The sequence below is a fragment of the Devosia ginsengisoli genome (genome assembly GCF_007859655.1).
GTDB lineage: Bacteria > Pseudomonadota > Alphaproteobacteria > Rhizobiales > Devosiaceae > Devosia > Devosia ginsengisoli.
Genome location: NZ_CP042304.1, coordinates 3,857,116 through 3,871,459 on the forward strand (window position 1 = coordinate 3,857,116; position 14,344 = coordinate 3,871,459).

10 protein-coding genes are annotated in these 14,344 nt (G+C 64.4%); 7 read left to right on the forward strand and 3 right to left on the reverse strand.

Annotated features, from left to right (window positions below; translation table 11 throughout):
- The first annotated feature begins 48 nt into the window (after positions 1-48).
- Genes FPZ08_RS18870 through FPZ08_RS18895 form a run of 6 tightly spaced genes read left to right on the forward strand, consistent with a single transcriptional unit; the run spans position 49 to position 6,101 of the window.
- Positions 49-981 carry a carbohydrate ABC transporter permease gene (locus FPZ08_RS18870; protein WP_146291824.1) on the forward strand — a complete coding sequence of 311 codons (933 nt, stop codon included), beginning with the start codon at positions 49-51 and terminating at the stop codon, positions 979-981.
- A complete protein-coding gene (locus tag FPZ08_RS18875; RefSeq protein WP_146291826.1) occupies positions 978-1,838 on the forward strand; it encodes a carbohydrate ABC transporter permease in 861 nt (286 codons plus the stop codon). Before FPZ08_RS18870 ends, FPZ08_RS18875 begins: the two co-directional genes overlap by 4 nt.
- A gap of 3 nt (positions 1,839-1,841) precedes the next feature.
- Entirely contained in the window at positions 1,842-3,350 is a 1,509-nt protein-coding gene (argH, locus tag FPZ08_RS18880; protein ID WP_146291828.1) for an argininosuccinate lyase, read from the forward strand.
- A complete protein-coding gene (locus FPZ08_RS18885) occupies positions 3,350-4,417 on the forward strand; it encodes an ABC transporter ATP-binding protein (RefSeq protein ID WP_146291830.1) in 1,068 nt (355 codons plus the stop codon). The genes argH and FPZ08_RS18885 overlap by 1 nt, the downstream gene beginning before the upstream one ends.
- On the forward strand, positions 4,414-5,310 hold the full coding sequence (locus FPZ08_RS18890; protein WP_146291832.1) for a carbohydrate kinase family protein: 897 nt from the start codon (positions 4,414-4,416) through the stop codon (positions 5,308-5,310). Before FPZ08_RS18885 ends, FPZ08_RS18890 begins: the two co-directional genes overlap by 4 nt.
- 50 nt (positions 5,311-5,360) lie before the next feature.
- Positions 5,361-6,101 (forward strand): glucosamine-6-phosphate deaminase, encoded by a 741-nt coding sequence (locus FPZ08_RS18895; RefSeq protein WP_146291834.1) that lies wholly within the window; start codon positions 5,361-5,363, stop codon positions 6,099-6,101.
- Positions 6,102-6,103: 2 nt separating this feature from the next.
- Here FPZ08_RS18895 and FPZ08_RS18900 read toward each other — a convergent pair whose 3' ends face one another.
- Positions 6,104-7,045: a GlxA family transcriptional regulator gene (locus tag FPZ08_RS18900; RefSeq protein WP_146291836.1), complete on the reverse strand. Its 942-nt coding sequence runs from the start codon at positions 7,043-7,045 to the stop codon at positions 6,104-6,106.
- A gap of 89 nt (positions 7,046-7,134) precedes the next feature.
- Between FPZ08_RS18900 and FPZ08_RS18905 the strand changes: the two genes are divergently transcribed.
- Positions 7,135-8,286 carry a DJ-1/PfpI family protein gene (locus FPZ08_RS18905; protein ID WP_425457555.1) on the forward strand — a complete coding sequence of 384 codons (1,152 nt, stop codon included), beginning with the start codon at positions 7,135-7,137 and terminating at the stop codon, positions 8,284-8,286.
- A 10-nt stretch (positions 8,287-8,296) separates the two neighbouring features.
- Here the strand turns inward: FPZ08_RS18905 and FPZ08_RS18910 are convergent, their stop codons facing one another.
- Both FPZ08_RS18910 and FPZ08_RS22465 read right to left on the reverse strand, forming a co-directional pair.
- A complete protein-coding gene (locus FPZ08_RS18910) occupies positions 8,297-8,947 on the reverse strand; it encodes a 4'-phosphopantetheinyl transferase family protein (protein ID WP_146291838.1) in 651 nt (216 codons plus the stop codon).
- Positions 8,944-14,337, reverse strand: a complete 5,394-nt coding sequence (locus FPZ08_RS22465) for an SDR family NAD(P)-dependent oxidoreductase (protein WP_342780190.1) — start codon at positions 14,335-14,337, stop codon at positions 8,944-8,946. The genes FPZ08_RS18910 and FPZ08_RS22465 overlap by 4 nt, the downstream gene beginning before the upstream one ends.
- Positions 14,338-14,344 lie beyond the last annotated feature (7 nt).

A 14,344-nucleotide genomic window follows, 5' to 3' on the forward strand; every position in this document is an offset into this window, starting at 1 on the left:
CGGTGGCGGATATTCTGCCACCGGCCGATTGAAATCGCAGGAGCGAAAATGGCGTCAGTGCACGCATATCAGCAAACGGGACGGGTTCGCTTCTGGGACCGCCTGAACATCAGCACCAAGCGCGTCATCTGGGCCTGGACCTTCCTGGCCCTGCCCATCCTGTTTTATACGGGCATCCGCTTCTACCCGACATTTCAGGCCTTCTGGCTGTCGCTGACCAACTGGGACCTGCTGCGTCCGGCCCAGTTCATCGGCCTGGCGAACTACCAGAAGATGTTTGCCGATCCGATCTTCTGGAAAGTGTTCCAGAACACCTTCCTCTATTTGCTCGTCGGCACGCCGCTCAGCCTGATCATCTCCTTCGTGATCGCCTATTATCTCGATCGCGTCCGCTTCATGCACGGCTTTATCCGGGCGCTCTATTTCCTGCCTTTCCTGACCACGGCCGCAGCCATGGGCTGGGTCTGGCGCTGGTTCTACCAGCCCGTGCCGATCGGCGTGATCAATAGCATGCTGAGCACCATAGGCATCGAGCAGCAGCCCTTCCTGCGCTCGACGACACAGGCTCTGCCAGCCGTCCTCGTGCCGGCCATCTGGGCCGGGCTCGGTTTCCAGATCATCATTTTCATGGCCGGCCTGCGCGCCATTCCCGGCACCTTCTACGAGGCCGCCCGCATCGATGGGCTGGGCGACTGGGCCATCCTGCGCAAGATCACCATTCCGCTCCTCAAGCCCACCACCGTCTTCCTGGTCGTGTTCTCGTCCATCGGCTTCCTGCGCATTTTCGACCAGGTCTACAACATGACCACCAATGATCCCGGCGGGCCGCTCAATGCGACCAAGCCGCTGGTGCTCATGATCTACCAGACGGCCTTTTCGTCCTACCAGATGGGCTATGCCGCTGCGCAGACCGTGGTGCTCTTCACCATCCTGCTCATCGTGTCCCTGCTCCAGCTCTATGTGCTGAGGGAAAAGAAATGACCGCCACCACTGCCCCGACATCAGAGCTGGCGGCCAATCGCCGCGACATCCGCCCTGGCCGCATCATCACCTGGACCCTGCTGTTGATCGGCGGGCTGATCATGGTGACGCCACTGCTGTTCATGTTCTCGACTTCGCTCAAGACGGCCGGGCAGGTCTATGACCTCAAGCTCATCCCGTCGGCGCCGACGCTGGACAATTACATCAAGGTGCTGGGTGACGGCCGCTTCATGCAGTGGTTCCTCAACTCGACCTTCATCGCCATCACGGTGACCGCGTCCAACGTGTTCTTCGATAGCCTCGTGGGCTATACGCTGGCCAAGTTCGAATTCCGCGGGCGCTACTTCATCTTCCTGGCGATCCTGTCCACGCTGATGATCCCCACCGAAATGCTTGTGATCCCGTGGTACCTGATGTCCAGCCAGCTCGGTTGGCTCAATTCCTACTGGGGCATCATGTTCCCCGGCATGATGACGGCCTTCGGCACCTTCCTGATGAAGCAGTTCTTTGAGGGCGTACCCAACGACTTCCTGGAAGCCGCGCGCGTCGATGGGCTCAACGAGTTCACCATCTGGTGGAAGATCGCCATGCCCATGGTGGTGCCCGCCATCTCGGCCCTGGCCATCTTCACCTTCCTGGGGAACTGGACCGCCTTCTTCTGGCCGCTGATCGTCACCACCTCCAAGGAGCTCTATACGCTGCCCGTAGGCATTTCGAGCTTCTCGGCCGAGGCTTCCATTCAATGGGAGCTGATCATGACCGGCGCCGCCATCGGCACCATCCCCACGCTTCTCGTCTTCCTGGCCCTGCAGCGCTTCATCGTGCGCGGTGTCATGCTGGCCGGCCTGAAGGGCTAAGAAATGACCGATCCACGACTATCCGACAGCTCGGTCTTTCCCGACCCCGTCTATAAGGAAACGGTGCTTGCGCCCCTGTTCGACGGGGCCAAGGACCACCATGTCGATGGCTTCCGCGCCATCGACCGCGCCCATCTGGTCATGCTGGCCGAAACCGGCATTCTCGATGCCGCCCAGGCGGGTGACATTGCCCGGGCGCTCGACAGCATCGACGCCGAAATCGACCCGTCCAGGCTCGTCTATACCGGCGAGGTGGAGGACTTCTTCTTCCTTATCGAGAAGGAGCTGAAGCAGCGCGTGGGTCCCGATCTCGGCGGACGGCTGCACACCGCCCGTTCGCGCAACGATATCGACCATACCCTGTTCAAGCTGGGCCTGCGCAGCCGTCTCAACGTGCTGATCGGCAAGGCGCTGGCTTTGCACAAGGCGCTCATTGCCGCCGCCGAGCGCGAGAAATCCACCCTGATCGTGGCCTATACCCATGGCCAGCCGGCGCAACCGACCACGTTCGGCCACTACCTCTCGGCTATGGTCGAGTTTGTGGGCCGCGATATCGGGCGCCTGTTCGAGGCCTACGCAATCGTCGATCTCTCGCCCATGGGGGCCGCTGCCATCACCACGTCAGGCTTCCCCACCGACCGGGCGCGGGTGGCCGAGCTGCTGGGCTTTGCTGCGCCTTTGCAGAATTCCTATTCCTGCATTGCCGGCATCGACTATATCACCGCCACCTACAGCGCCATCGAGCTGATGTTCCTCCATCTCGGTCGTCCCATCCAGGATTTCCAGGTCTGGACCAGCTTCGAGGTCGGGCAGATCTACGTGCCCAATTCGCTGGTGCAGATCTCCTCGATCATGCCGCAGAAGCGCAATCCGGTGCCTATCGAGCATCTGCGCCATCTGGCGAGCCAGACCTATGGCCGGGCGCAGGCCATGTTGACGGTGATGCACAATACGCCCTTCACCGACATGAATGACAGCGAGGGCGAAACCCAGGCCATGGGCTATCAGGCCTTCGACAGCGCCTATCGCGTGCTCGACCTGCTGGCGGCGCTGGTGGCGCAAATCCGCATCGATCCGGCCCGGGTAGCGCAGAATATTCGCCGCTCCTGCATCACCATTACCGAACTGGCCGATAGCCTGGTGCGCCGCGAAGGCCTGTCCTTCCGCGAGGGCCATGAAATAGCCGCTGCCGTCGCCAAGGCGGTGGTGGCCATGGGTGGCGACCTGGTCAGCGATGGCTATACGCCCTTTACCCAGGCTTTCGAAAAGGCCACCGGCCACGCTTCGGCACTGGACCAGGCGACCTTCGCCGAACTGGTTTCGCCCGAATATTTCGTGGCCGTGCGCACCCGCTATGGCGGCCCCGCGCCCGAGCCACTCAACGCCGCCATCGACGGCTACAAACACCAGGCAGCCGAACTTGCTGCTCGCCATGACAATTTGCTGGAGCGCCAGGCCAAGGCCGCGCGCCTGCTCCAGGAGCGCTTCGACGCATTGAAGGGAAAAGCCTGATGGCAAAGATCGAACTGCAAGGACTGGTCAAGACCTACGGCCAGACCCGCGCCGTACATGGCATCGACCTCACCATCGAGGATGGTGAATTCGTGGTCTTTGTCGGCCCGTCGGGCTGCGGCAAATCCACGACATTGCGCATGATCGCCGGGCTCGAGGATATTTCCGGCGGCACGCTGCTGATCGGGGACGAGGTGGTGAACCAGCGCGAACCCAAGCAGCGCAATATCGCCATGGTGTTCCAGAACTACGCCATCTACCCGCATATGACCGTGGGCCAGAATATCGGCTTCGGGCTTTATACCTCCAAGCTCAGCAAGGCCGAGAAGGCCGCGCGGATCCTTGAAACCGGCAAGATACTCGGCCTCGAAAAGCTGCTCGACCGTCGTCCGGCGGCCCTGTCGGGCGGCCAGCGCCAGCGCGTGGCCATCGGCCGCGCCATGGTGCGCGATCCCGTGGCCTTCCTGTTCGATGAGCCGCTGTCCAACCTCGACGCGCAACTGCGTTCGCAGATGCGCATGGAGATCAAGAGCCTGCATCGCCGGCTCGGCACGACCATCGTCTATGTGACCCATGACCAGGTCGAGGCCATGACCATGGCCGACAAGATCGTGGTCATGCGTGATGGCAACATCCTGCAGGTCGGCTCGCCTACCGATCTCTACGAGTATCCCGTCGATATCTTCACCGCCCGCTTCATCGGCAGCCCATCGATGAACATGCTGGAGGCCAGCCTGTCCAAGGGCGCGCTTACCATCGATGGCGTCGCGGTGTCGGGCCTGACGCTGCCGGCGCATGAGGGCAAGGTTACGGTCGGCCTGCGGCCGCACGATCTCCGCGTGGGCGAAGGCTCGGGCGCCGGGCTCAGCGCGTCCGGCCAGGTTGAGGCGGTCGAGCCGCTGGGTTCGGAAACCCTGGTTCACGTGATGATTGGCAAGACGCTGGTCACGGCCACGGCGCCGGGCCGGGTTGTTCCGGCCATCGGCAGCACCGTGTCGGTCCATGCCGAAGCGGGCGCGCTCTACCTCTTCGATGCTGCGAGCGAAAAGGCTCTGGGCCGGGCATGACGTCTTCAACGAAAGCCGGGGCTGTGCTCAGCCTCGGCCGCATCTACTGCGATATGGTGTTTCGTGGCCTTAGCGGCATGCCGCAACTGGGGCGCGAGCTGTTTGCCAGTGATTTCACCATGACCCCCGGCGGCGGCGCGCTGATCACGGCGGCGCATCTGGCGGCAAGCGGGCGGCCATCGGCCCTGCTGGCGCGCTTTGGCACCGATGCCCTGTCCGTGGCTTTGGCCGGGCAGATCGAAGCCCTGGGGCTCGACCTGCAGTTTCTCGACCGACAGGACAGCGCTGGCCCGCAACTGACCGTGGTCATGGTCAACGACAATGACCGCGCCTTCCTGTCGCTGCGGGCAGGCCATGCCCGTCCGTCGAGCTTCGAGCGCGCTTTGGCCTGGCCGGAAGCGGCGCATCTGCATATCGCCGAATATGCCACCCTGCATGAAATGCGGGATGCCATTTCGGCCGCCAAGGCCAATGGCCTCACCGTGTCGCTCGATCCCAGCTGGGACGATGACCTTATCCGCGACCCGCTGTTTTTCGAGCGCAGCGCCGGCGTCGACGTCTTCCTGCCCAATCAGGAAGAGGCCTATGCTCTGACCGGCACTGACGATCCGCGCGCTGCGCTGGCCGTCCTCACGCGTCATTTCCCCGTCGTGGCACTGAAATGCGGTGGCGACGGTGCCCTGTTGGCTATGAACGATACCGTCATCGCGCTGCCCAGCCCGCAGGTCGAGGTTATCGACACGACCGGCGCCGGCGATGCCTTCAATGCCGGCTTCCTCAATGTCTGGCTCGAGGGCGCAAGCCCGGCCGAATGCCTGTCTGCCGCCATCACCGCCGGATCACGTTCCGTGCAGGCCTCGGGCGGCACGGGCAGCCTCGCCGCCACGGCATAATTCCAGTTTGAAAGGGGCGAGGGCCTGGCCTTCGCCCGAAGATCGCTTCCATGACCAATCCAGATTTCCGTATCTTCCCATCCGCCGCGGCGACGGCCGATGCCGTGGCCGCCTATCTGGCTGAGCGGCTAGCCGCGCAGCCGGACATCCGGCTTGGCCTCGCCACAGGCAATACATTCGTCCCCGTCTATGCGGCGCTGGTCGAGCGGTACCGGGCCGGTGGTCTGTCTTTTGCCGGGGCGGCCAGCTTCAACCTCGACGAATATGTGGGCCTGCCGTCCGGCCACGTCGCTTCGTTCCGCGCCTATATGCAAAGCCACCTGTTCGATCATGTCGACCTCCCGGAGGGGAAGGGGCTCCTGCCGGCGGTCGATGGCGATATCGAAGCGGGCTGCCGGAACTATGAAGCGGCCATAGCGGCGGCGGGTGGCATCGACCTGCAATTGCTCGGTATCGGCCGGAATGGCCATATCGGCTTCAATGAGCCGGGATCGGCCTTTGACAGCCGCACACGTCAGGTCGAGTTGACGCCATCGACGCAGCAAGCCAACAAGGCCGACTTCCCTGCGAGCGAGGCGGTGCCTCCCACTGCCGTGACCATGGGTATCGGTACCATCCTGGAAACCCGAGAAATCGTGCTGGTCGCGGTCGGCGCCACCAAGGCCGAGGCGCTGCAAATGGCGTTCCGGGCCGGTCAGACGCCCGCTTGCCCGGCCTCGGCACTGCAAAGCCATACCAGGGTTCTGGTATTCTGCGACGAGGCCGCCGCGAGCCTGGTGCGGACCGACTGAAATTACTGTGTCGCGCGAAGGGAGCGCCGCAGCAATTGCGGTGGCTGGCCTAGGACGCGCAGGAAGGCGCGGCGCATCCGGCCGGCATCCTTGAAGCCGACGCGGCGGGCGATCTCGTCGAAAGACCCCAGCCCCGCTTCGACGGCATCGCGCGCCGCGATGAGCCGAAGCTGCTCTACCGCCTTGGCCGGTGTCGTTCCCATTTCCCGAAGAAAGGCGCGCGCGAAATTGCGCGGGCTCATGGCGGCCTGTTCCGCCAGTTGCTCGATGGTCAGCGGCTCGGCCAGGCTGGCCTTGACCCATGCCACCAGGGCTTCGAAGCGCCCTGACTGGCCACCGAGCTCAAGCAGGCCGGAAAACTGCGACTGCCCGCCGGGCCGACGGCTATGCACCACAAGCTGCTGGGCGACCAGCCGGGCGATTGCCGGCCCGTGATCGTCCTCGATCAGGGCGAGGGAAAGGTCTATGCCGGCCGAAATCCCTGCCGATGTCCACATGTCGCCATCCCGCGTGAAAATGCGGTCGGGCTCGAGGCGGACACGCGGATAGCTGCGCCGAAACCGCTCGGTGCTCTCCCAATGCGTCGTGGCCGAACGGCCATCAAGCCGGCCGGCCTCGGCGAGCAGGAATGCTCCTGAGCATACGCTTGCCAGCCGGCGCGGGCGCACACACTTCAACCAGGCGACGATGGTGTGGAAAGCCGCCATGTCCCAGACCAACTGGCCGCCGGAAACCACGATCGTGTCGAGCCCGTCGGCATCCAATGTCGTCGCCGCCAGCTCGAGGCCGGAGGAACTGGCGATCATTCCGGCCGTTGGAGCCAGGATTTCGAGAGCGTAGCCGTCGGGCACGTAGCGGGAGGCAATCTCGAATGCGGCCGTGGGGCCGACGACGTCGAGGAACTGGAAGCCGGGATGAATGACGAAACCGATCCGTCGTGTCATGGCAGTTTTCGCCCGATTTATGTCATTTCGGACAGCTTCCATCTTGCGCTAGGGTCCTGTCAACATCTGCTGCGATACGGGAGCGAAAAGTGAGGAAGCGTGTAGTTGCCGCATGGGGCGTCGTCGGGGTCGTCATTCTTGCCGCGGGTGGCCTCGGCATCTGGCTTGCCATGCTTCCGCCCGGCACGGCGGCATCTGCGCCGCCAGTGCCCGCATCCGAGACGGCAGCAATGCTGGAGGCGCTCCAGCCCCCCGCCGGCCAGCGGCCGGTCGTGGCCGTTATCGGCCTCAATGATGCGACCGAGACCACCGATTACCTCATGCCGACAGGGATATTGCGGCGCGCGGACATTGCCGATGTGATCATGCTGGCGACCGAGCCCGGCCCGGTTCAGCTCTATCCTGCACTCAAGGTCGAGCCCGATGCCACCATTGCGGAATTCGATGCCAGCCATCCCCAGGGCGCCGACTACGTCATCGTGCCGGCGATGAGCCGGGATGACGATCCCACGGTGTTGGCCTGGCTCCAGCAGCAGGCGGACAAGGGCGCCATCGTCGTCGGCGTCTGTGCCGGCGCCAAGGTCGTCGGCGCGGCAGGCCTGCTCGACGGCAAGCGCGCGACGACGCACTGGTTCTATCTGCGTGACCTGCTGCGACGCAGCCCGACCATAGATTATGTCCCCGACCGGCGCATGGTGATGGACGGGAACGTCGTGACGACGACCGGCATCACCGCATCCATGCCCATGATGCTGACACTGGTCGAGGCCATTGGCGGCCGGGAGCGGGCAGAGGCAGTGGCGCGCGATCTCGGCGTGGACTATTGGGGCGCGCAGCATGCGAGCGGCGCATTCACGTTCACCCGCCCATTCGCCACCACGGTTCTCGCCAATACGATGGCGTTCTGGAACCGTGACGAGTTCGGCATTTCCCTCAAGCCCGATATGGACGAGGTGTCACTGGCCCTTGTGGCCGATGCCTGGTCGCGGACCTATCGCTCCAGGAGCGTCAGCTTCGCCGCTTCGGACGCTGCCGTCGTGACGAAAAATGGCCTCCGCATCCTCCCCGACCGGATCATGCAGGACTGGCCGAAGGCCAATAGCGTCGCCGATTTTTCCGAGCAGCACCCCGTGACCGCGCTGGACCAGACGCTCCAGGCAATCAATGCGCGCTATGGCGAAAGCACCACCAATGTCGTGGCGATGCAGCTCGAATATCCCAGATCGAACCTCGCGCAGTGATAGCAGCGCTCTAGGAAGTCAGCCGGCCGCTGCTCTCGTAGCGTATGGTCGGCTCCCGCACGGTGCAGAGTGTTCCGCAAATATGCGGTGGCAGGACAAGGGACGTCAGTTCGACGTCGCGGGATACGATTTCCCCGATCATGCGGGAAGCCAGCGCCTTTTCGTCGAGCAGCCGGGGCATGGCGAGCCCGTGGTATTTCACCCAGGCCTCCAGCACGGTCCATGCCCGAAGCTGGGTATCTGTTTCGGCAGGCCAGCCGATGCGTGGCAGGATCGCACTGACTTCGGCAATCAGCAGGTCCGTTAGCGCGACCGGTCGGCGGCGTTCGATATCGACGCCCACTTCGGCGTTGGAAACGGCGATGATGACGGCCTCGTCCGTGCGGGAAAGGTTGAAGCCAAGCGCGCCGCCAAGGGCGGGCTTGCCAAGAGGGCCGACAGCGAACTGCTGGTGGCCGTCACCATATTCCGCAAGAACCAGCCGCAGGGCCGCGCGGGACGCCAGGAATCGTTCCGCCTGAGCGGTTGAAGCAAATCTGGAGGACCGTTCGATGACGCCGGGCTCCAGAAGGTGCCTGGCCCGCCCGATTTCCAGCAGTCGAGGGCCCTGCGCAGCCAGGTCGAAAAACCACACGGCAACCCAGGGCTGTCCTGCTGTCATGTGGTTTCCAGGCTATGCTTGGGCGCCTCGATATCTTCGGAGGCGGCAAGAGGGGCACTCAAATTCTCGCCCTCGACTATCGATGGCGGTAGCCCCGCGAGGGCAATCAGGGTGCGGCCCAGTGCCGATATATCCGCGTCGGCGAAGCTCTCGATATCGTAGTAGAAATTGAGCTCCAGCCCGCCATGGGTCGAGAGCGGGCGCAACTGGAGGCGCCCTTCCTGCAGCCCGAATGGCGCGATGTCGATGGCTTCGATTTCCATCGACATGACGGATACGCGGCCATCTGAAAGCTGGCGCATGGCAGGCCCGAACAGGGAGCGATCGAGCATTTGCCGGGGTAGCAGCGGCGCGTAGATGAATGCCGGTACGGCGCCCAGAATGCCGGGTTTCGCCGCGAGGTCGAGGAACTGCGCATCTAGCTGCCGCGCAACCTGGGCGACGTTGCCATCCATGGGCATATCGAGCTGGACCATGCGGCTCAGGAAGGCTACGGCGCGGCGAAGCCGAGGGTCGCCGCGCGCCGGATCATAGGTTCCGAGTTCCGGCAGGGTACCGTGCCCTGTAGCGACCAGCGCCTGGGCGAACGAAGCGGCGAGCAGGCCATTTTCGGTCGTGCCCAACGTGGCGGCCTGCTGCCGAAGGGCTTCCGCGCCGCCAAGCCCGAGGCGCAGGGTTCGAACCCGGCTTGGCCCCAGCTGCAGGCGATCTATCCTGACCCCCGCGCGGTGGACCTGGCTCGAGACGGGGTGGGACGCCAGGCTCAAAATCTGCGACATGCCCGGTGGACGCCGCCCGAGGTCGAGCCCGATATATGCTCTGATCAGATCGTCAAGAACGACGCCAAGCGACCAGCCATCGGCCACCCCTTCGAACAGCCTGATCAACACCACGTCGCCGCCTGCGCCCAGCCGCAGAAGATGAACCTCGATCAATGGTGGCCGGCTCACGTCATACGGGCGCTCGGCAATGCTGCGCATGGCTTGCGCAAGTTCGACGTCACCGGCTGCGTCCAGGTCGCGAACTGTCAATGGCGCGACCCTGTCGAGCACCAGAGCCCGCCATTGCCCGTCATGGCGGGCGAACCGGGCGCGCAGAAACTCGTGGCGATCGACAACCTTGCTGACGGCCCGCTGCAGCCGTTGAACATCGACGCCGGGACGGACGCGGATTGCCTGGCACAGCATGGAGGCGCGTCGCAGTGTTTCGGTCGCTGCGGGGTCCGACACTTCGTCGAGCAGGTTCGTGAGGGCGGCGCTAACCGGGTATCCCGGGAGCGGCTGGGTAGCCGGCAAATCGCGCGCGGTTTTCTGGTCGATCGAACCATTGGGGAGGGCGGCAATTGCGGGCGACGGTGTGACCGGGTTTGCGGTCTGACCGGGGGCGTTGGCGAGCGCTGTCACGAGCCTTTGCAGATTTGCCTCATCGATTGCCTGTTCGTCATAGGCAAGCGTTACCCGCGTGCCGCCTTCGAAGGTCACAATGTGGGCTGCCAGCGCGTTCCACGCCGGAATAGCTGGGTCGTGCTCGTCCCGGAACGAGAAGCCGAGCTGACGTGCCTGGACATTGGCCAGGTCCAGTTCTTCGGCCAGCAAGAGCTCCATCGAGCATGTCTCCAGAACGGGCTCGCTGAGAGACAGCTGATGGTTGACTATCGCCAGGGCGAGCGACCTGTCCGGCGCAAGGGCCACGCGGACAGGAAAGCTGCTAGGCTCAGCGTCGACAAAACGTTCGATCATGAGATCGCGGCGCCCGGTGACTGTCTCGACAGCCTGCGCGAAGGCGAGCAGCCAGTCGGCTTCAGACAGCCTGGCGGATGTTTGCAGCACGTCGCGATGAACTATCCGCCCGATGTTCAGGCCGGCGGTTGAGGCCAGCACCGGCCTGGTGCCGCCCGGCAGCTTGACGGCGGAGGCCCAGGGCTCCAGCAGTGCACGCGTACGGGCTTCTGCCGCGATCCTGTCGATGTCGGGTGGTTCGTGGCGGATGATCAGGCCGGGGTCGTCGCTCACCAGTGCGTTGAGCACACTGTCGGCCTCGATGTCGATGGCCAGGTGCAGGCGCAGGCCGAGTTCGACGACCACGTCATTCTCCTCGGACGCGGCGATGCGAAGCAGTTCACCGCTCGTAATATCGAGTGGGCGCGCCAGGGCATCCGCGACGGATTGCGTCACGACAATATCAGGTGGCGTCCCCCGCATAAGGAGGGTGCGGCTCGCGGGGTCACAGTGCAGCGCAAGATGTGGCGCAATGCTGCAGAGGCGGGAGAGCGCTTCCTCGATATCGGCGAGGGCGCGCGGGCTGTCGGGGCGGCGCCGAGCCACCTGTTCGAGGGCCGCCCGGCCGGCGTCTGAGGTCATCGGCGCCAGGGCGCGCTGGATGGCCCAGCGCTGGCGGTCCGAAAACACCGCCTGCTGCTCGGCTGCGGGCAGAGCTCCCGGCCCGCCCGGCATTTCACGCTCGGATCGGGCCTGCTCTTCGAGGGCGCTGGCGATGACGGATGACAGCTTTTCCAGCGTCGGCGCCTGCAGGAAAGCCCCGACTGTCATGGTCAGGCCCAGCCTGGTCTCGATCCTGTTCTTGAGCTCGATCGAGGAGAGTGAATCCAGCCCCAGTTCGGCCAGTGGCCGATTGACCGGAACCAGTTTAGGTTCGACGTCGAGGACGCAGCTGACTTCTTCGACGAGGAACTCTTGGAGGAGGGCCGGCCACGCCGCAGAAGGGGATGCCGCGAGCATCTGGCGCAGTTTATGGTCGCCTTTGCGCGTGCCCGGCATCAGTCCGGCAAGGCGTGGGGTTACCCCCTGGCTGCCGAATGCACCGCGGACCCGACTCCAGTCGACGGCAGCGATGCTGCGCGAGGTCGCGCTGCTGACGGCAAGCCCTTCCAGCAAATCAAGGGTGTCGGCACTCGCCATCGGCAATATGCCCAGGCTTTCGAGATAACTGCTCATTGCCGCATTGTCGGCCACGAAACCGGCCTCTCCCAGGGCGCCAAGGCTGACGGTCTGGGCCGGCATGCCGTGTCCCGCGCGGTAGCTTGCGAAGCCATCAAGGAAGCTGTTGGCGGCAACATAATTGGCTTGCCCCAGCGAGCCGAGCAACTGGGCCACCGATGACAGGGACAGGAAGAAATCCAGCGCGGCCCCGGACTTTGCCAGGGCCCGGTGCAGCGCCCAGGCGCCGGCGACCTTGGGCTGCAGCACCGCGCGAATGGATGCCGCGTCGAGCTGGCCCAGCAGGCCATCCTTGAACACGGCGGCGCCATGTACGATGCCGGCTAGTGGCTGGTCGGAATGGGTGCGATCCGCAATGAATGCGTCAACCGCCGCCTCGTCGGTCAGATCGAGCGCTACGGCTTCGACCGTTGAACCCGACGCGTGCAGTTCTTCGGCGAGCCCCTCGTGCCGGGCAGGCAGCGTACCGGAACGCGAAGCGAGGATGAGGTGGCCTGCGCCGTGCCGGCTCAGCCAGCGGGCAATTTCCACGCCGAAGCCGCCCGTGCCGCCGGTTATCAGATAGCTGCGGTTCTGGCGGGCCACCAGTGCACGGTTGGATGATGCGCGTACCGTACGGGCGCCGGATTCAAGGCCGATCACCACCTTGCCGATATGCCTGCCCCTGGCCATCAGATCGAAAGCATCGGCAGCGCGATCGACGGGAAAATAGGTGATTGGCGTCGGGATATAGACCTTGTCCGCAAAGCGCTGGAGCACTTCGGCCAGAATGCTCGCCAGCAAGTCGGGACGGTCCGTGCCCATTGCCGCCAGATCGATGACGTGGACCGAAATATTGCGGCGCAGTCCGTGCAGGCCCAGGGGCGTATCTGCGTAGACGTCGCGCTTGCCGATCTCCAGAAACCGTCCGAACGGCGCCAGGACGTCCAGCCCCTTGGCGATGAAATGCGCTGGCAGGGCGTTCAGGATGACATCGACGCCCTTGCCGCCGGTCGCGGTCAGGATGTCGTCGGCAAAGCCGAGCGAGCGGGAATTGAAGACATGGGCAAGGCCCAGGCTTCGGAGATAGCTGCGTTTCTCCTCGGACCCGGCAGTGGCGAAAACCTCGGCGCCAAGGGACTTGGCCACCTGAATAGCGGCAAGGCCAACGCCGCCGCTGCCCAGATGGATGAGAACGCGTTCGCCCTTCTGTACCCGGCCGGCATGTGCCAGCGCATAGTGGGCCGTTGCGAAGGCCGAGGGGATGGACGCCGCCTCTTCGAGGGACAGGGCCGATGGAATGGGCACGAGCGTCCGAGCGGGAACCGCGACGAGGCCCCGAAGACAGGCCCGCGCCATGCCCATGACCCGGGCGCCGACAGCCAGTTCCGGCACATTGCTGCCGAGCGCCCGAACGGTGCCGGAGAATTCAAGGCCGAGATTGAGCCAGGCCGGGTCGGGTTCCGCGCCGGCCGGCAACAGCCCGGTCACCGCCATGACATCCCGGAAATTGAGGCCCACCGCGGCCGTCTCGACCAGTACGTCGTCTGGCGCCAGGCTTGGTCTCGGGCAGGCCTCGAGGAAAAGACTGGCGGTCGATCCCGGGGCTTTCATCGTCAGCTGGAAATTGTCCGTTGCCGATGTCAGGTCGATATCGACGAGGCCGCCGGGAAGGTCCGAGCGACTATCGGCGACGAGGCGCGGGACATAGCTGGCGCCGCCCCGTAACACGAACTCGGACTCTTCGCTGTCGGCTGCCGCCAATATTCGAACCACATCTTCGATCTCGTCGCGTGGACTATCGATCTGGCGGATGCGTATATCCGGATTTTCGGAGGCGATGGTTCGGGCCAGGCCGACCACTGCGGAGGCCGCCAGGCCGGCCAGCGACATTGGCTTGTCCTGCGGTAGCAGGCGGGCCCCATGGGTCACGATGATGACGTCGCGCACGCGCCGTGGAGTGTCGAGCGCCTGAAGGGCTTGCGCTACCGCGATCAGGTGCAGGACATGTTGCTCGCTGCGGGAGACCAGATCGTCCTCTCCGATACCATCGCCCGAGACATGGAAAATCACGGAATCGACCTGCGCCGCTGCGTCAGCCGTCAGGGTGCGCGTTCGCGACAGCAGGTCTTCGTCCGCCGCCGCGGTCGGCAGGTCCAATGCGATGACGGAAGCGCCAGCCTGTTCCAGCCCCGCGGTCAGGCTTTCGGTGGCACTGCTATCGCTGGTCAGGATGAGCCAGTTCCCGCTTAACCCTGCCTGCTCCCCGGGTTGGAAAGGGATGAAGGTTTCGGCGTAATAGGCGGGTTTTCCAGCTTCGGCATCGGTCTTCGTGGCCTGTTGCCCCACTTGTCGCATTTCCAGCCCGTCGATGGAGAGGAGGCAGCGGCCATCCGCATCGGCAAGGCTGTAATCGGCGGTGACCGCTTTTGCCTCCGAGCTTTCCAGCCTCATCTGGACA